Origin of the sequence: Methylobacterium mesophilicum SR1.6/6 (assembly GCF_000364445.2) — a bacterium.
In the GTDB taxonomy this organism is placed as follows: Bacteria; Pseudomonadota; Alphaproteobacteria; order Rhizobiales; family Beijerinckiaceae; genus Methylobacterium; species Methylobacterium mesophilicum_A.
In genome coordinates this window covers 3,602,834-3,620,176 of the sequence record NZ_CP043538.1, presented here as the reverse complement: position 1 = coordinate 3,620,176, position 17,343 = coordinate 3,602,834, and the positions used below count along the sequence as shown (strand labels likewise).

The 17,343-nt window shown below is 73.4% G+C and carries 14 protein-coding genes and 2 pseudogenes; 6 read left to right on the top strand and 10 right to left on the bottom strand.

Going from position 1 to position 17,343, the window contains the following annotated elements; genetic code table 11:
* Window positions 1-5: 5 nt before the first annotated feature.
* A complete protein-coding gene (locus MMSR116_RS17215; RefSeq protein ID WP_010686595.1) occupies window positions 6-992 on the bottom strand; it encodes a GNAT family N-acetyltransferase in 987 nt (328 codons plus the stop codon).
* A 147-nt stretch (window positions 993-1,139) separates the two neighbouring features.
* Between MMSR116_RS17215 and MMSR116_RS32260 the strand changes: the two are divergent.
* From MMSR116_RS32260 to MMSR116_RS17200, 3 genes and pseudogenes are all read left to right on the top strand, one after another.
* Window positions 1,140-1,685, top strand: a pseudogene (locus MMSR116_RS32260) (AMP-binding protein); the annotation flags it as partial.
* On the top strand, window positions 1,672-3,993 hold the full coding sequence (locus MMSR116_RS32255; protein ID WP_280178346.1) for an AMP-binding protein: 2,322 nt from the start codon (window positions 1,672-1,674) through the stop codon (window positions 3,991-3,993). The pseudogene MMSR116_RS32260 and the gene MMSR116_RS32255, both read left to right, overlap by 14 nt.
* A gap of 2 nt (window positions 3,994-3,995) precedes the next feature.
* Complete coding sequence (locus MMSR116_RS17200) at window positions 3,996-4,769, top strand: GNAT family N-acetyltransferase (protein WP_010686597.1); 774 nt, start codon at window positions 3,996-3,998, stop codon at window positions 4,767-4,769.
* A gap of 74 nt (window positions 4,770-4,843) precedes the next feature.
* Here the strand turns inward: MMSR116_RS17200 and MMSR116_RS17195 are convergent, their stop codons facing one another.
* Window positions 4,844-5,170 (bottom strand): hypothetical protein, encoded by a 327-nt coding sequence (locus MMSR116_RS17195; protein ID WP_039894521.1) that lies wholly within the window; start codon window positions 5,168-5,170, stop codon window positions 4,844-4,846.
* Window positions 5,167-5,952, bottom strand: a complete 786-nt coding sequence (locus tag MMSR116_RS17190) for an SGNH/GDSL hydrolase family protein (RefSeq protein WP_010686599.1) — start codon at window positions 5,950-5,952, stop codon at window positions 5,167-5,169. Before MMSR116_RS17190 ends, MMSR116_RS17195 begins: the two co-directional genes overlap by 4 nt.
* A 465-nt stretch (window positions 5,953-6,417) precedes the next feature.
* Between MMSR116_RS17190 and MMSR116_RS17185 the strand changes: the two are divergent.
* Window positions 6,418-6,763 (top strand): annotated as a pseudogene (locus MMSR116_RS17185) (SDR family NAD(P)-dependent oxidoreductase); the annotation flags it as partial.
* Between the two features lie 21 nt (window positions 6,764-6,784).
* Here MMSR116_RS17185 and MMSR116_RS17180 read toward each other — a convergent pair.
* Complete coding sequence (locus tag MMSR116_RS17180; protein WP_010686601.1) at window positions 6,785-7,033, bottom strand: hypothetical protein; 249 nt, start codon at window positions 7,031-7,033, stop codon at window positions 6,785-6,787.
* 230 nt (window positions 7,034-7,263) lie between these two features.
* On the opposite strand from MMSR116_RS17180, the gene MMSR116_RS17175 reads away from it, so the two are divergent.
* Together MMSR116_RS17175 and MMSR116_RS17170 are read left to right on the top strand one after the other, a co-directional pair.
* A complete protein-coding gene (locus tag MMSR116_RS17175) occupies window positions 7,264-7,833 on the top strand; it encodes a PepSY domain-containing protein (RefSeq protein WP_010686602.1) in 570 nt (189 codons plus the stop codon).
* A gap of 253 nt (window positions 7,834-8,086) precedes the next feature.
* Window positions 8,087-10,363: a xanthine dehydrogenase family protein molybdopterin-binding subunit gene (locus MMSR116_RS17170; RefSeq protein WP_039894549.1), complete on the top strand. Its 2,277-nt coding sequence runs from the start codon at window positions 8,087-8,089 to the stop codon at window positions 10,361-10,363.
* Between the two features lie 143 nt (window positions 10,364-10,506).
* On the opposite strand, the gene MMSR116_RS17165 is transcribed toward MMSR116_RS17170, so the two are convergent.
* From MMSR116_RS17165 to MMSR116_RS17140, 6 genes are all read right to left on the bottom strand, one after another.
* The gene (locus MMSR116_RS17165) at window positions 10,507-11,631 is read right to left on the bottom strand and encodes an aldo/keto reductase (protein WP_010686604.1); all 1,125 of its coding nucleotides are present in this window, start codon (window positions 11,629-11,631) and stop codon (window positions 10,507-10,509) included.
* A 283-nt stretch (window positions 11,632-11,914) separates the two neighbouring features.
* Complete coding sequence (gene larB / locus MMSR116_RS17160) at window positions 11,915-12,595, bottom strand: nickel pincer cofactor biosynthesis protein LarB (RefSeq protein WP_010686605.1); 681 nt, start codon at window positions 12,593-12,595, stop codon at window positions 11,915-11,917.
* Window positions 12,592-13,413: a hypothetical protein gene (locus tag MMSR116_RS17155; RefSeq protein ID WP_010686606.1), complete on the bottom strand. Its 822-nt coding sequence runs from the start codon at window positions 13,411-13,413 to the stop codon at window positions 12,592-12,594. Before MMSR116_RS17155 ends, larB begins: the two co-directional genes overlap by 4 nt.
* Entirely contained in the window at window positions 13,410-14,759 is a 1,350-nt protein-coding gene (locus MMSR116_RS17150) for a LarC family nickel insertion protein (protein WP_010686607.1), read from the bottom strand. The genes MMSR116_RS17155 and MMSR116_RS17150 overlap by 4 nt, the downstream gene beginning before the upstream one ends.
* A gap of 121 nt (window positions 14,760-14,880) precedes the next feature.
* Entirely contained in the window at window positions 14,881-15,591 is a 711-nt protein-coding gene (locus MMSR116_RS17145; protein ID WP_039894523.1) for a Crp/Fnr family transcriptional regulator, read from the bottom strand.
* Window positions 15,592-16,143: 552 nt separating this feature from the next.
* Window positions 16,144-17,325, bottom strand: a complete 1,182-nt coding sequence (locus MMSR116_RS17140) for a YihY/virulence factor BrkB family protein (RefSeq protein ID WP_010686610.1) — start codon at window positions 17,323-17,325, stop codon at window positions 16,144-16,146.
* Between the last annotated feature and the right edge of the window lie 18 nt (window positions 17,326-17,343).

Here is a 17,343-nt window from a genome sequence, read left to right as displayed (position 1 = left end):
GCGCGTCAGGCCGGCACGGCGGGCGGCCGTGGTGCGGCGTCGGCGGCGGCCGCGCCCGGCACCCAGAGCCGGTCGCGGACGAAGTGCTCGCGTGACAGGGCGACCAGGGCCGCGCGCTTGTGCGGGAAGTCGATGGTCGCCACCGTGGCGAAGCCTGAGGCGTGGAGATTCCGGATCTGCTGGGCGTGATCCGCCCGGGGCTCCCCGACGATGCGCTGCGTGCGCGGCTCGTCGAGGAACAGGTAATGCATCAGCGACGGCAGCCAGGCCGAGAGGTACGAGCGTCCGCGCACCGCCGCATCGCCGATCGCCACATGCCAACCGCGGTCGTAGGGGTCGGATTCGTAGAGCGGACCGAGGCGGCTCTCGCGCGCCCAGTAGAGCTCGAAATAGCCGAAGGGCGTGCCGTCGAGGCATCCGAGGAGCGGCAGGGTCCCGGCATCGGACTGGAGCCTGCCGATATAGGTGGCGTGCGCGTCGAGGGATCCGGTCTCCTGCCAGACGGCGGCGACGCGCGGATCGTTCATCCAGGCCGAGAACAGGGCGACGTCGCCGGGCTCCGTCAGGGTGCGGAAGCTCAAGGTGCGCTCGAGCCAGGGAATGACGCGGGCGTAGACGGTGCCGGCCGGCGTCTCGGGGCGCAGCGGATGGCGGCGGCCTTCCGTGGCGATGTACAGCGCGGGGAAGGGCGGCCGCGCATCGGGGAGCCATCGGGCGGCGCATTGCCAGAGCAGGCCCGGCAGGATCTCGATCCCGTCGCCGACGCGGCGGGCGGCCCCGAGGGCGAGGAGCCGCCCGGCCGTCTCCGGATCGGCCGCGACGGCGATCCGCTGAACCCCCGTGTCCTGCGCGGTCAGCGCCTCGGCGCGGGCCAGGATCGCCTCCACGGCGGCGTCCGGCGTGCCCAGTTCGGCGACGCGGATCAGGGGCGCCTCCCGGCTGCCCGCCACCGCGAGCCGGACTCGTGCCTCGTCCCGTGACTCGTCCCTCATCCGCCCTCCACACGTCTCCGGCACCTCCCTGACGGTTGGCCCCGGCGGCGGTTCAGGCTTTTCGGGCGCGCCTGAACGCGCCGCCGTGAACGGCGTCCCGGCTCAACCGTCAGTCCCTCGAAGCCCGAGCGGCGCAGGAGCGAGCGGATGGACAGGCAGGCCGGCGAGGACGGGGACGCGGGATCGGCCGCGGATTGGATGGATGGCACCGTCGTGGTGACCTTCGATCAGGCCGGGCACGGCGCCTTCTGGCCCGACGGACGCGCGCTGCCCGCCGGCTGGAACCGGGTGCACGGCCCCTGCACGATCGCTGAGGCCCGGGCCTGGATCGCGGATGCGGCGAACGCCCGCGCGTCAAGCTCTCCGGCAGGGCCACCACACGACGCCGACCGCGAGACCGTGCCGGCCCGTCTCGCACGCCTCGCCGCGGCGGAGCCTGGCCGGCCGGCGGTGCTGTTCGAAGGCGCGACGCTCACCCGAGGCGATCTCGACGCCCGGGCCGCCGCCCTGGCGGACGGGCTCGCGGCACGGGGCATCGGGCGTGGGGACCGCGTGGCGGTGGCGCTGGAGCGGGGGCCGGAGATGATCGTGGCCCTGCTCGGGGTGCTGCGGGCCGGCGCGGCTTTCCTGCCCCTCGATCCCGCGTATCCGCCCGCCCGGGTGCACGGGATGCTGGCGGATGCCGGGATCGTTCACTGCCTCACGACGCCCGAGATCGCCGGTCGCCTGGAGCTGCCTCCGGCGATCACCCGGCTCGACCGCGCGGCCCTCGAGGACGGCCCGGTCTCCGCCGCGCCCGCACCGCCCGAACCCGGGGGATCCCGCCTACCTGATCTACACGTCGGGCTCGACGGGGGCGCCCAAGGGTGTCGTCGTCGAGCACGGGCCGCTCGCCATGCACTGCCGCAGCACGGCCGAGGCGTACGAGATGAACGTGGAGTCGCGCGAACTGCACGTTCTGTCCTTCGCCTTCGACGGTGCGCACGAACGCTGGATGACGCCGCTGGTGGCCGGCGGCTGCATCGTGCTGCGCGGCCCGGAGCTGTGGACTGCCGCCGAGACCCTGGCGCAGATCCGCCGCCACCGGGTGACCCATGCGGGCTTCCCGACGAGCTTCATCGGCCAGCTCGCCGAGTGGGCCGAGCGCCTGGGCGCGGCGCCCACGGTCCAGGTCTACTCCTTCGGCGGGGAGGGCATGCCTCGGGAGACCTTCGCGCGGCTCGGCCGCGCCCTGAAGCCCCGGCTGCTGATCAACGGCTACGGCCCGACCGAGTGCGTGATCTCGCCCCTCATCTGGAAGGTGCCGTCGGACGCGGCCTTCGATGAGCCCTACGCGCCGATCGGCGGCCCGGTGGGGACGCGGGCGGCCTACGTGCTCGGTCCCGACCTCGTGCCCGTCGCGGACGGTGAGACCGGCGAGCTCTACATCGGCGGCGGCCTCGCCCGCGGCTACTGGCAGCGCCCGGCGCTCACCGCCGAGCGCTTCCTGCCCGACCCGTTCGCCGCGGGTGGCGGACGGATGTACCGGACCGGGGACCGGGTGCGACGGCGGCCCGACGGCAGCCTCGCCTTCGCGGGACGGGCCGACGATCAGGTCAAGATCCGCGGCCACCGGATCGAGATCGGCGAGGTCGAGGCCGCCCTGCGGTCCCTGCCGGGGGTCGCGGAGGCCGTGGTCCTGCGCCGGGACGGCCCGGCCGGCGCCTACCTCGCGGGCTACGTCGTCCCGGTGCGCGGGCGCCGCCCGGAGGCCGGGCGTCTGCGCGCCGGCCTCGCCCGCACCCTGCCGGAGCCCATGGTGCCGGCGAGCCTGACTCTCCTGGACCGGATGCCGGTGACCACCAACGGCAAGCTCGACCGCAACGCCCTGCCGGATCCGGCCGCCGACGACCGCCGCGGGCGACCGCCGGGCACCGCCACGGAGCGGCGACTCGCGGGGATCTGGTCCGAGGTCCTGGGCTTCCCGGTCCGGGTCGCCGATCGGCGCTTCTTCGAACTCGGCGGCGATTCCCTCTCGGCCCTGCGACTGGTGGCGCGGCTGCGCCTGATCGCCCCCCGAGGCGGGATCGGGGTGGCGGATCTCCTGCGCGATCCGACCATCGGGGAGCTGGCGGCCCGGGTCGAGGCGGGCGCCGCCTCCGCCGAAGAGGGCGTGGCCCCGACGGTCCGGCTCAGCGCCGGACGCCCGGGAAGCGGCCGGCCGCTCCTCGTGCTGTTCCCGGGACTGCTCGTCAGCACCCGGGAATACGAGCCACTGGTGGCCCGCCTCGGCCCGGAGCAGGAAGCGCACGGCTTCCTCTGCGCCTCGCTGGTGGAGGCGGTGCGGCCCCTGCCGCCGGTCGCCGACCTCGCCGCCGCATACGCCGCGCAGGTGCGCGCGCTGATGCGCGGGCGGGCCGGGTCCTGCATCTTCCTGGGCTGGTCCTGGGGCGGGGTGCTCGCCTACGAGACCGCCCGGCGCCTCGGCCCCGGCTTTCCCCTGGACTGGGTCGGCATGCTCGACGCCTGCGGGCTGGAGCCCACCTTCGCCCCCGGCGCCGGCCGGCCGATCGCGGCCGACGAGCGGGCGGCGCACGGGGCGATGCTGGCGGCCTGGCTCGACCGCTCGCCGATGGCGGCCCAGTGGGAGGCCCTGCGCGCCCGCATGGATCCGGAGGCGGAGGTGCAGTTCCTGCGCTTCCTCGCCGCCGAGCCGCAGCCCCTGCCGGCCGACGGTCCAGAGGTCGGCAGCCGGGAGCGGATGCTCTGGACGCTGGTCGACCACGCCGTCCAGTTCCGCGCCCTCCGACTGGAGGAAGGCGCGGTGCCGATCCGCAGCTTCGTGGCCGCGGATTCCCGGGGGCGCGGCCTGCCGGTGATCGACTGGGCGCCGCTCACGAGCCGGCTCCTGTCGGTCGAGACCGTGCCGGAGACCGATCACCTCGACATCGTGCTGTCGCCCCACCTGCACGCCCGGATCGCCGCGTTGTCGTCAGCCGAGCCCAACTCGACCGCCGCCTGACCATGCGGGCGCTCGATCTCACCTTCGACGCCCTGCGCGAGGCCCACGTGGCGTCGCTCACCGGCTCCCTGATCGACGGCGTCGAGCACGGACCCGGCGGCGCCGGCTACGTCTGGTCGCGCGGCATCCCGGACCCGACCCTGAATTTCGCCTACGGGGTCAGCCGGCCCGACCAGTTCGCCTGGGCGGGGGCGGCGGCCCTGGGGCGCGCCCGGGCGCCGGCCTTCCTGGCCCGGGATGCCGAGGAGGTCGCGCTCCTGCGCGGGCTGTTCGAGCCCGCCGTGCATTACCCGGCGAGCTGGATGGTGGCGCGGTCGCTGCCGGCCCGGTCCGCTGGGGACGACCCGGTTGCCGTGCAGGCGACCCCCGCGCCGGGGCCGGTTTTCGAGGGCGTCTTCGCCAACCTGTCGGACGATCCCGCCGTGCGGACACACCTGCGCCGCACCTACCTGCCGGCGCTCCGGGCGGCCCGGGTCCGGCCCGGCGTGGCGCCGCTCCACCTCGTCCTGCGCGACGCCGCCGGCCCGGCGGCCTGCGCGAGTCTCTACCTGCGCGGCGACACGGCCGGGCTCTACAACGTCAGCACCCGGTTTGACCGGCAGCGCCGCGGGCTCGGCGCCGCCGTGACCACCGCGGCCCTGCGCGAGGCGCGGGCGCGAGGGGCCGTGCAGGTCTTCCTGCAATGCCCGGCCGGCGGCGCCATCGAGGCGCTCTACGCCCGTGCCGGCTTCCGGACGGTCTGCGCGCCGACCCTGCTGTGCACGAGCCCGCCGTGAGCGCACATCCCAGCGCAGGTGGTGCTGCACGTGGTCCCCGGTTTTGCGGCGCGCCCCCGCGATCCCTCGTGGGCTCAGAAGTGCTCCTCCCCATGACCGCACGGCGTGAGGCAGAAGACGAACCCGCACTCGTCCTGCGGGTCCCGCAGGGTCAGGACGCTGACCGGCCCGGTCACGACCTTGCCCGTGCCGGCCACCCGAGCGCCGTAGCGGCCGCCGTGCCTCAAGGCCGCCAGCGACGCGAGGACGTGCCGCGCCGCGCGGCGGTGCCGGACGCCGTTCTCGTCGAGCCAGAGCGCCGCATCGTCGGGCCAGATGCGGACGGGGAGGGGCCGCCCGGTGCCGCCTCGCTGGCCCGGATGCGGTCGAACGACCGCCGCCAGGACTTCACGGATCCTCACAGGCGACCGATCCAGGCGGCGCGCAGGACCCGTAGGGTCGCCGCAGTAGCTATCGCAGGGGCCATCGCCGAAGCCGCCGCCGGCGCGACCGGGATCGGAGCGGCCGGACACCATGGCCGCCCGGCAGGCGGTTCGGGGCCGAGCGCCACCAGCCGGGCGACCGCCTCCGCCAGGGGCGCGTAGTCGGCGAGATGCACGCCGTCCCGGTGGAGCCCCGCACCGGCCAGTCCTCCGGTGCCGGCCCGCCATCGCGCGAAGGGATCGACGAACGCGTGGCCTTCCGCGACGCAGAGTCCGGCGAGGCGCGCCGAGAAGGCCGCGACGGCAGCGGGATCCCGGCCGGTCGCCTCGGTGCCGATCGGTGGGACCGCGGCGACGAAGACCTGCGCCGACCACCGGTCCAGGATCCGCAGGATGCGTCGGGCCTCGACCTCGAACCGGTCGCGGGTGCGGAGACGCTCCGGGTGCCGCCAGCGTTGGAGGTCGTTGGTGCCGATGATCAGGATCGCGGCCGCGCAGCGGACCGGAAGCCGCAGATCCGCGAGGTGGCGGGCGCAGTCGGCGGCGGTGCTGCCGCCGACGGCGAGGTTGATGCAGGGCCGGCCGCCGAGATCCGGGCTTCCGATGAACTCCGCATGCGAGTTGCCCGCCAGCAGCACGCTGTCGGGCGTCGCGGCGCGGAGCGCGGCGACGATGCCGGGATGCCGTTCACCCGCACGACGCCGGACGATCCGCCCGTGCCGCCAGTGCCGGACGACCGTCTCGATCCAGGGCGCGCGCATGGCTGTCCTCCGCGGACGAGGGAGATCGGCGCGCCCGGACGACCTGATCCGGGCGCGTGAGACATGATTTCGATGCAGGCCGTTCGAATGATCGGCCCTCGACCGATCATTCCCTGCCGATCACTCTGCAGAAGTGAAACGAACCTTCAGAAACACATGGAGACACGACTCAATACAATGGTCCGCGTCACGATCTTTATGTGGGAAAAAATCACACGTCAACGGCCAAGCCCGCGACTTGGCCCGTCCCAGAGGGTGACGGACGCTCTTTCAGGCCTCGCTATCCCACGCCACGTCCCGGGACCGCCTTGCCCGCCTGGAACCGAAGAGGAGCCAGGATGGTCAGCGAACGCGTCCTCAACGTCACCGGAGCAGGCATGGGCTGGGCCAGGCGACGGCCCTGGGGCCCGATGGCGGCAGGGGCCTGGATGGTGCTGGCCGACATCGCCCGGGAGGCGCCGGGCGCGTGGGACGAGCCGGGGAATGATTATCAGCACCGCCTCGATCGCGGCCTTCGACGGGCAGATCGGGCAGGGGGCCTACGCGGCGCGAGGGGCGGCGGGGCCGCCATGACCCTGCCGATCGCCCGGGAACACGCCCGGTACGGCATCCGCGCCGTCACCATCGCGCCGGGCATCTCCGGGATGCCGGGGATGGCGGGCCTGCCGCAGGACTTGGAGGACACGCTGAGCCGGACCGTGCCGTCCCGCCGCGCCTCGGCCGTCCGGCTGAAGACGCCGGCCTCGTCCTGCACACCGGCGAGAACCCGATGCTGAACGGCGAGACGATCCGCGTCGACGGGGCGCTCCGGAGGCCGCCGCGCTCAGCGGCCTCAGCCGATCGACACGCTGGTCAGGACTTCGGCGGCCCGGCGGACCTCATCGGCGATCATCTCCTCGCTCGGACCGTCGATCGGCATGTCGGACAGGATCGCCGCGACGTCGCGCTTCACGTCCTCGCGGATCTCCGGGTTCTCCTCAGACAGCCGCCCGATCAGGACGCCGAGCACGATCTCCAGGGCGGACAGCTTGGCGTGCAGGCGGGTGAACTCGTCCAGCGGCTCGGGCTCGTTCGCGGTCATGGCCTGCTCCATCCGAGGGGGGAATCCGCCGTCGCCCAGGGGCACGCCGGATCGTGCGCGTGTCATACAGGGGTGCCGGCCGTCCGTCTCGCCGGGCGGCCGATCCGGCCCGACGGCCCGCTCCTCCCCTCGGCGACGGCGGCAGAATTTTTTCCCGGGCGCGGGCAACCGGATTTCCGGACCCGACGTTTCACGCTCCCGTGAATGAACCCGCAAAGGGACACCCCGCCATGATCACCCGCCTCACCGCCGCAGCAGGCCTGCTCGCCCTCTCCACCGGCCTCGCCCTGGCCCAGACCCCCACCGCGACCCCCGCCGAGCCGGCCTCCAAGGCCGACAGCAACATGAAGGAGTGGCAGGTCGCCAAGGTCGCCAAGGTCAGCCTCGCGCAGGCGCTCACCACCGCCGAGTCGCAGGGCGACGAGAAGGGCGGCCGCGCCATCGACGCCGATTTCGAGAAGGCCGGCAGCAAGGATCCGGCCCACTACGCGATCAAGGTCGTCTACCCGAGCGGCAAGCTCGTCGAGTACGGCATCAACGCCGACACGGGCGCCCTCTACAAGACCGAGAACCAGCCGATCGAGCGCTACTTCACCCGGCTGAAGGCCTCGGACTTCCAGAACGCCAAGACCTCGCTGAAGGACGCGCTCGCCATCGCCGAGCAGAAGGCCGGCGGCGGCAAGGCCTACGAGGCCGAGGTCGAGAAGGACGGCTCCGCGGTCCAGTACGAGATCAAGGTCGCCGGCGCCGACAAGGAGCAGGAGGTCAAGGTCGGACCGGACGGGAAGGTCCTGAACTGAGGTCACGGGCTGCGGCAGCGAAGGCGGCCGCAGCCCGCTGCGTCCTTGCGAGCGGAGCGAAGCAATCCAGTAGCGCCACGCTCACCCGCCGCGCGCTGCCCCAGGTCGGTTCGCCGCGCTCGCGGTGACGGCCAAGTCGGATCGGCTCTGCTGCATCCTGTCGCCCGGCGGCCCGTCCGGGGAGCCGAACGGTCCCCTCGGGGCTTCCTTTCCCGTGATGCGGCCCAAGCGGCGGCTGATTCAGGAGGGCGGCATGGACGCGCGCGCAGGGGAAACCGACGGCCATCTCGGCCGCCCTCACACCCGGGTCGAGGGGCCCGACAAGGTCACCGGCCGGGCCCTCTACAGCTCCGACCTCACCGGGCCGGAGACCGGCACGGCCCACGCCGCCCTGGTGACCAGCACGATCGCCCGGGGCCGGATCACCGGATTCGACCTCGAGGCTGCCGGGCGGGTGCCGGGCGTGCTCGGCATCTTCACCCACCGGGACTTCGCGGGCGCGGTGGCGCCGGTGAAGCACCTGATGGCCGGCGGCTTTGCCAACAGCTCGCACCGGCCGCTGGATTCCGACGCGGTCGCCTATGCCGGCCAGATCGTGGCGCTGGTCGTCGCCGAGACCCAGGAGGCCGCCGAGGCGGCGGCAGGGGCGGTCAAGGTCTCCTATGCCGCGGAGCCCGCCGCCGGCGGTTTCGACGCGCCCGGCGCCGAGACCGTGCGCCTCGCGGAGCTCAAGCCGCACCACGAGGACATCGCCCGGGGCGATGCCGAGGCGGGCTTGGCGGACGCCGCCGTGCGGGTCGAAGCGCGCTACGAGACGCCGGTCCAGCACCACAATCCGATCGAGCTGTTCACCACCCGGGCCGCCTGGGACGGCGACCGGCTCACCGTGCACGAGCCGACCCGCTACGTCGGCGCCGTCCAGCACGGGCTCGCGGCGCAGCTCGGCCTCGATCCCGCGCAGGTGCGGGTCGTGGCGGGCCTGATCGGCGGCCATTTCGGCTCGAAATTCGCCCTGTCGCAGCACACGGCGCTCGTCGCCCTGGCGGCCCGGCGCCTCGGCCGGCCGGTCTCCCTGGTGCCGAGCCGGCGGCACTGCTTCACCATCGCCAATTACCGGCCGGAATCGCGCCACCGCATCCGGCTCGGCGCCGACCGGACGGGCCGGTTCACCGCCCTGGTCCACGAGGCCGACACCGTGACGTCGCGCTTCGACCCCTTCGTCATGGAGGGCGCGGAGGTGACCGCGAGCCTCTACGCCTGCCCGAACCTCCGCACCGAGGAGCGGGCCGTGCGGGTCGACCGCAACACGCCCGGCCCGATGCGGGCGCCCCCGGAGGTGCCGTTCCTGTTCGCCCTGGAGAGCGCCGTCGACGAAATGGCGGTCGCGCTGAACATGGACCCGATCGCCCTGCGCCGGCGCAACGACACGGCGATGGATCCGGTCTCGGGAAAGCCGTTCTCGTCCCGGCCGCTGATGGCCTGCTTCGAGGCGGGCGCGCGGGCCTTCGGCTGGTCGCGCCGGGTGCCGCGGCCGGGCGCGATGCGCGACGGCCCCTGGCGGGTGGGGCTGGGCTGCGCGACCTCGGTGCGGCCCGCCAAGATCGCCGCCGCGACCATGCGGGTCCGGCTCGGCCCGGACGGGTCGGCGGAGGTGGCCTGCGCGCACCACGAGATCGGCAACGGCATCACGACGCTGCTCGCGATGGGCGCGGCGGACGGGCTCGGCGTGCCGGTCGAGCGGGTGACGGTCCGGCTCGGCGACACGGACCTGCCGGCGGCCGGCATCTCGGGCGGGTCGAGCACCACCACCAGCCTGATGAACGCCCTGGCGCTCGGCTGTCGGCAGATCCGCGAGACCCTGGCGCAGGCCGCGACCGGGCAGGGCGGGCGCCTCGCCGGCCGGGATCCGGGCTCCTTGCGCCTCGCGGGCGGCCGGCTCGCGGCGCCGGACGGGACCGGGATCGCGCTGGCGGACGCCGTCGGCCCCGAGGGCGTCGAGACGATCGCGGATTTCGTGCCGGCGGGCGGCGACCGGGAGAAGGCGCTCGCGGGCCTGCGGCAAGGCCATATCGGGCTCACCCTCGGCGGGGGCGGGAAGGCCGTGTCCTGGGGCTTCGGCGCGCAGTTCGCGGAGGTCCACGTCCACGCCGAGACCGGGGAGATCCGGGTGGCCCGGCTCACCGGCGCCTTCGCGGCGGGGCGGATCCTCAACCCGCTGACCGCGAAGAGCCAGCTCGCGGGCGGGATGATCTGGGGCCTCGGCTCGGCGTTGCTCGAGGAGACGGTGGTCGACGGCGCCGCCTACCGCAACCCGGACCTCGCCGAGTACCTCGTCCCCACGGCCGCCGACGCCCCCGAGGTGGAGGCGCTGCTGGTGCCCGATCCCGACGATCAGGTGGATGCGCTGGGCCTGAAGGGCCTGGGCGAGCTCGGGATCATCGGGGTGAACGCCGCCATCGCCAACGCCGTGTACCACGCCACCGACCGCCGGATCCGGAGCCTGCCGATCCGGCTGGAGGACGTCGCGTGAGGGGGGCTTCTCTCCTCACCCTTGCGGGGAGGAGTTGGAGGTGGGGGTGGTCCAGGGTCGAGCGCTGCGGTGCCTTCCGCACCACCCCCACCCCTGATCCCTCCCCACAGGGGGAGGGGAACATCGGACGCGCCAGCCCGCTCCTACTCCATCGTCGGCGCGAGCTTCTTCACCCCCTGCACGTCGTCGCCGAGCCACGCCGCGTTCTTGGCGGTGCCGTCGAAGGTGGCGCTCGTCTTGAACAGCTCGTACTTGCCCTCCAGCGCGTAGGGCTTGGCCCGCGACAGCAGCTCGGCCACCGTCGCCTTGTCCATCGGCGTGAAGGTCTTCACCGCCTCGAAGGCCTGGTCGAGGTCGCGCTGGTTCTGGATGCCGGTGATCACCACCGAGACCGGCAGGTTCAACGAGAAGTGCAGGTACTCGAGCGGCTTGATCGGCGCGTCCGACTTCAGGATCACCCCGTCGCCGAAGGTCTTCATGGCGAGCGGCGCGATGCCGTTCTGCACGAGATACGGCAGGACGAGGTGGCTGAACGAGCGGAACTGCGCGTCCATCACGTTGACGGGCATCTGCACCGCGTCGAAGTGGAAGCCGCGCTCGGCCGCCACCTCCAGCATCTGCAGGTGGATGCGCGGGTCCTTGTGGCCGGTGAAGCCGATGTAGCGCAGCTTGCCCTGCTTCTTCGCTTCGAGAAACCCCTCCATGGCCCCGCCCTCGGCGAAGACCCGGTCCGGGTCGTCGAAGCGCAGGATCTCGTGGTGCTGGACGAGGTCGATCCGGTCGGTGCGCAGGCGCTTCAGCGACGTGTCGATCTGCTTGAGCGCCTCCTCCTTGGTCCGCCCGTCCATCTTGGACATCAGGAAGACCTTGTCGCGGTAGCCGCCCTGGTCGAGGGCGACGCCCATGCGCAGCTCGGAGCGGCCCTCGTTGTAGTCCCAGCAATTGTCCATGAAGGTGATGCCGCGATCGATCCCGGCATGGATCAGCCGCGTCGCCTCGTCGTCGGTGACGGCGTTCTTGCCGAGGTGGAACCCGCCCATCCCGATCGCCGAGATCTTTTCCGACGTCTTGCCGAAGGTCCGGTAGAGCATCTCGCCCCGGCGCTCGCCGGGATCGGTGACGAAGGGCAGGTCCGCCGGATCCTGCGGGCGGTTGCCGGGAAGGGCGGGGGCGTTCACGGCCGCACCTGCGCTGCCGGCGCCAGCGAGGCTCGCGCCCGAAAGACCTGCGCCGAGCACGGCGCCCTGGAGGAAGCTGCGGCGTTCCATCGGCTGTCTCCGTTCGAGGATCTGTGAGTCAAAGTGATCATCCGGCAGGTCGCTGCGCCACCGAAGGCCCATGCGTGGTTCCGGGACGCCACAGGCGAGCCCGGCTCCGAAGGGGCACGCCGGAGGCGGGCAACCCAGAGCCGCCGACGGCGCAAACCATGAATGAACGCGCGTGTCTGGATCCCGGGCTCCGCGTTGCGGCCCCGGGATGACGAGGCGGATGCTCGAACACCAGTGCAGTCTCCAGCTTCGCGCATCGGGCGGGGTAATGCTTCGCGTCGGCTCATCGTTCGGTCCCCGCGGCGAGGCGTCCTGCCGCGTGGAGCAGGCGCAGGGCGGCGCAGGCGGCGCCGTAGCCGTTGTCGATGTTGACCACCGTGATGCCCGGCGCGCAGCTCGCGAGCACGGCGTCGAGGGCGGCGCGCCCGCCCGCGGCGACCCCGTAGCCCACGGAGGTCGGGACGGCGATCACCGCGCCCGCCACGAGGCCGCCGACGACGCTGGGCAGGGCCGCATCCATCCCGGCGGCGACGATCACCACCGGATGCGCGCGGATCTCCTCGATCCGCGACGTCAGCCGCCACAGGCCGGCGACGCCGACATCGGCGAAGAGCGAGGCGGCCCGGCCGGCATAGGCCAGCACCCGCAGGGCCTCGCGGGCGACGGGGACGTCCGAGGTGCCGGCCGCCACCACGGCGACGCGGGCCGGGCCCGCGACATGCGGCGCCTCGCCGAACACCGCCGTGCGCGAGACCGGGCAGTAGTCGAGCCGCGCCGCGTCCCGCAACCGGTCGCGCTTCTCCGGGTCGAGGCGGGTGAGGAGGAGCGAGGCGCCGCGCGCCTGGGCGGCCTCCAGGATCGCGTCGATCTGCTCGGGACTCTTGCCGGCGCAGAAGATCGCCTCCTCCAGGCCGATCCGTTCGGACCGGGCGAAATCGAGGGTGAATTCGTCCGCGACGCTCACGACCGGGCCTCTCCCTGCGGTACCAGGAAGGCGCTGCCGACCCGGTAGGGGGCGAACCGGACGAGGCCGGCGAGACGCGCCGGCGCGATGTCCCGGATGCCCGCCCCGAGCTTTTCGCGATCCTCCGCAGCCAGTGCCGCGAGGCTCGCCGGATCGAGTTCCACCACCACGCCCTCGGCGCGCACCCGGCACCGGACCGCGCGCTTGGCGCCGCTGTCCGCATCCAGCACCCCGCCGACCAGCCGCTCGACGGCGTGGATGAAGCCCAGGGTCTCCGGCTCGATCGGGATGCCGGTCTCGACCCGGCTGGACAGGCAGGGTGCCGCCGGCAGCTCCGCCACCGTCCCGAGGCCCAGGTCGCGGGCGAGCGCCCGCACGGCCGCCTTGTCGAAGCCCGCCTCCACGTAGGGGTGGCGCACGCCATGCTCCCGGGCGGCGTCGAGGCCGGGGCGGTACTCGCCGAGGTCGTCGCGGTTGGCGCCCGACAGGATCTGGCGGTCGGTGACCTGCCGGACCGCACCGTACAGGTTGGTCTTGCAGAAGAAGCAGCGGTTGACCGGGTTCGCCCGGTAGGCCGGATCGGCGAACTCGCCGGCCTCGATGACCCGCAGGTCCCAGCCCTCGCGGGCGCCCTCGGCGCGGACGCGCGCGGTCGCCTCCTCCGGCACGGCCGGCGAGACCGCGTGGACCATCAGGGCCGCGCCCGGCGCCAGCCGGTGGGCGAAGGTGGCGAGCGTCAGGCTGTCGACCCCGCCGCTCACCGCGACCGAGACGGGCCCAAGCCCCGATAGGACGGTTTCGAGATGCTGGCGCGTCACCGCTCCTCCTGCTCCTGTTCCAGCGCGCGCTGCTCGGCCTCGCGGCGCAGGGCGGCCCGGGCCGCGTGGCCCGGATGGTCGCGGGCGTCGTCGGCCTCGGCCTTGGCGGTGCGCCCGCCCGGCCGCGCCACGACCTTCACGCGAACGGACCGGCCGTCGTGCTCGACCCTGCGGGCCGCGCGGTCGAGCACCGCGCCCTCCACGTGGTGGTAACGCAGGCCGATCGTGGTGGTCTCCCGGAAGCAGGCCGCGATCGCCGCCTCCAGGCTCTCCGGCCGTACGAGGGCCTGGACGCGGGCCATCATCCGGCCCTTCTTGCCGAGGACCGGCGCCTGCACGACGTCGAGCACGCCGGGCTCCGACCGCAGCCGGTCGAGCCCCATGGCGAGGTCCTCGCCCGACTGGTCGTCGATCTCGAAGGCGATCACCGCAAGGTCCCGCCGGCCCGGACCGGTGGAGCCACCGTCCTCCACCACCAGGGCGCGCAGGCAGTTGCTCAGGCCCGGCAGGACCTTCGTGCCGAAGCCGATGCCGGTGCGCCCCAGGATCCCCCGGGGGCGTCCCCGACCGGGATCGTCGCCGCAGAGATGGCGCAGGATCGCCGCGCCGGTGGGGGTGACGCGTTCGCCGGGGATGCCGTCATCGAGGGTCGCGAACCCTTCGAGCAGCAGCGCCGTCGCGGGCGCCGGGACGGGGAGGGGGCCGTGCTGGGTCCGAACCCGGCCGGAGCCGAGGGGCAGGGCCGAGACGCTCCAGCTCCGCGCCTCCAGCACGGCGATCAGGTGGGCGGCGGCCACGATGTCGGCGATCGAGTCGAAGGCGCCGACCTCGTGGAACGCCACCGCCGCCACGGCGATGCCGTGGACCCGCGCCTCGGCGGCGGCCAAGTGGCCGAAGATGCCGAGCGCGTGCGCCCGGACGGCAGGCGCGAGATCCGCCGCCGCCAGCAGGGCGCGGATCTCCGCCCAGGGCCGGTGGCCGTGCTCATGACGATGCTGATGACCGGGCTCACCGCCGTGATCGTGGTGGTGGGGATGGTGGTGGGCATGGACGTGGTTGTGATCGTGGACGTGATCGTGGGCATGGTCGTGGTGCCCGTGGTGATCCCGCGCGGGACGCGGGTGGTCGTGCCGGTGCGGTCCGCGGTCGGCTTCGGGGCTCGAGACGGCGAAACGTGAGCCGCGCAGGATGCCGTCGTTGTGATCCTGCACCGCACAGGCGATGCGCGCATCGACCGCCCGGACGCTCGCGCGCACGCCCTCCCGGTGCTCGGGAAAGGCGTCCAGCAGCGCGGCGGCGAACATGTCGCCGGCGACGCCTCCGAGCGCGTCGAGGTGGATGTGCATCGTCTGTCAGGCGGCCCGGACGGGAAGGAAGATCCGGCTCAGATCGGCCGATTCACGCCCGAGGCAAGGTTCGCCAGGCGACTCACGGGGCGGCCATGCCGCGGCGTATCGCCCGCCGCCCTCAGGAGAGCTGCAGGTAGGCCGGATCGAACAGTCCGCGCTCCATCAGCCCGTCGAGGTCGCGGATGGTCAGGCGCCGGCTGCGCAGGGCGACGAGGCCGCTGGTGCGCAGCTCCTTGAGGGTGCGGTTGATGTGCACGCTCGTCTGGCCGAGGGCGTCGGCGAGATCCGGCTGGGTCACCGGCATCGGCAGCGAGGTCCCGTCCGCCAGCCCGACCCGGGCGAGCCGCAGGTGCAGCTCGCAGAACAGGTGGGCGAGCCGCTCGATCGCCGAGCGCCGGCCGACGCTGGCGATCCACTCCCGGTGGATCGCCAGGGTGGCGAGCATCTCCCGCCACAGGCATTCCTCGACCGCCGGCCGGCCGCGGATCGCGTCGCCGATCTGGTCCGGCGTGATGCGCGCGACGGTGACCGGGGTGAGTGCCCCGATGGCGTGATCCATCCGCGCGCGGCGGAACACGAAGGGATCGCACAGGTCGCCGGGCAGGAGCAGCGCGACGATCGCCCGCCGCCCGTCCGGGAACTGCTTGTACCGGCAGGCCCAGCCGTCGAGGATCAGGTGCGTGTGGTACGGGTCGCTCTGCTGCCCCTCGATGTCCTGACGGGCGGCGACGTGGCGGACATGCTGGCGCGCGAGGCCGTCGAGCAGCGCGCGGTCCTCGGGCGCGAGCCGGACATGCTGCTCCATCTTCCGGACGAACGGGTTATCCACGCCCGCCTCCGGTCAAAGCGCTGCCGCGCCGGCGTGCTGCGAACCGAACCGCCTCACGCCGCGGCCCCCATGACCCGCAGGGGATGGACCATCGGGGCACGAACGGCCGGCACGGAAAGCCCGGCCACGTTCCGCCTGCCGGGATGCGGCCACAAGGCCCCGGCCTTGCCACCGGCCCGCAGGACGGCATCACCAGCGGTATCGTTGAAGGAGCGAGCCACGGATATTTCTATCAGGCAAGGAGCAGCGATCTTTCGAACACCGAAGTTCGGATCTTCTTGACCGGCTTGTGCCTGGACCGAAAAAACGCGCGCCAACCTGTGTTAGTTCGCCTCGTCCGGTCGTGAGCCGGAGGCGGGACAAGTCTCGCACCCGCCCGAAATCGGGCCCGCGAGCCCTCGGTTGCTTGGCAGAGGCGCCGAAACCCTGCGGGCGCGCGGCAGAGCAGCCATGACAGCCTGATCCCGGGCGGTGACCGGCGGCCGGACCAGGATGGGAGACCTCAGGAGCCTGGTCCCCGTTCCGCCACCGGGGCGACGCCGCGCAGGCGCCCTATTCCGCGGCGGCGCCCACCGTGTCGGCCATGCGGGCCCGGCGGGTGCCGAGGGGCTGCGGCTCACCGACGGTGGTGTCCTCGGCGGTCTGGTGCTCCATCTCGGCATTCACCTGGGCGCCGACCAGCACGATCATGGTCGAGAGCCAGATCCAGGTCATGAAACCGATCGCCGCGCCGAGCGAGCCGTAGGTCTTGTTGTAGCTGCCGAAATGGGCGACGTACCAGGAGAACAGCAGCGAGGCGGCGATCCAGAGCACGGCCGCCAGGGCGCCGCCCGGCGTGACCCAGCGCCAGCGGGGCGCGTCCCGGCTGGGCCCGTAGCGGTAGAGCAGGGCGAGCCCGAGCAGCACAGCCACCAGCAGGGCAGGCCAGCGCAGCAGCGTCAGCCACCACGCGTCCGTGCCGAGGCCGATATACGAGAGCACCACCGGCAGGACGACGACTGCCGACAGCGCCAGGATGAGGAACAGCAGCGCACCCGCGGTGAAGCCGAGGGAGACGAGGTTGAGCACCACGAAGTTGCGCTTCTCGCGCTCGTTGTAGACGAGGTTGAGCGCGTCGAAGACGTGCTTCACGCCGCCATTGGCGCTCCAGACCGACAGGACGATGCCGACGAGCAGGCTGAAGCCGAGGGTGGTGTTGCCCTGCTCGTTCAGGCGCTTGACCTGATCGCCGACGATCTCCAGCGCCCCCTGCGGCAGGATGCCCTGGAGGCTGGCGAGCTGGTCGTTGATGGTCGAGGCGTCGGCCACGAGGCCGTAGCAGGAAACCAGGGCCGCCACCGCGGGGAAGATCGCCAGCAGCGTGAAGAAGGTCACCCCGGCCGCGATCAGCGACAGGCGGTTCTCGCCGATGTCGTGGTAGGTGCGCAGCGCGATGTCCTTCCAGCCCTTGGCGGGGATCTCGGTCGGCCCCGAGGCGGCGCGCCCGCGATCGGTCTGGGTCCGGGCGACCGCGTGGGCCTCGCCGCCCGCGTGCGAGGGCGAGGGCCGGCGTGCGCCGTCGCGTTCGGGCGCCCCGGCCCGCCGCTCGGCCGGCCGGGCGGCCCGGCGCGGCAAGGCGACGAGGCCGATCAGCGCGGTGGCGAGCGCCAGCGTCCAGACGGCGGAGGCCTGGTCCTGCGAAGCCCGTCCCTGCGGGCCGGCGGCCTCGGGGCGGATCGGGTCGGGGGTTGGCATCGGCGGACCTCGGCGGAC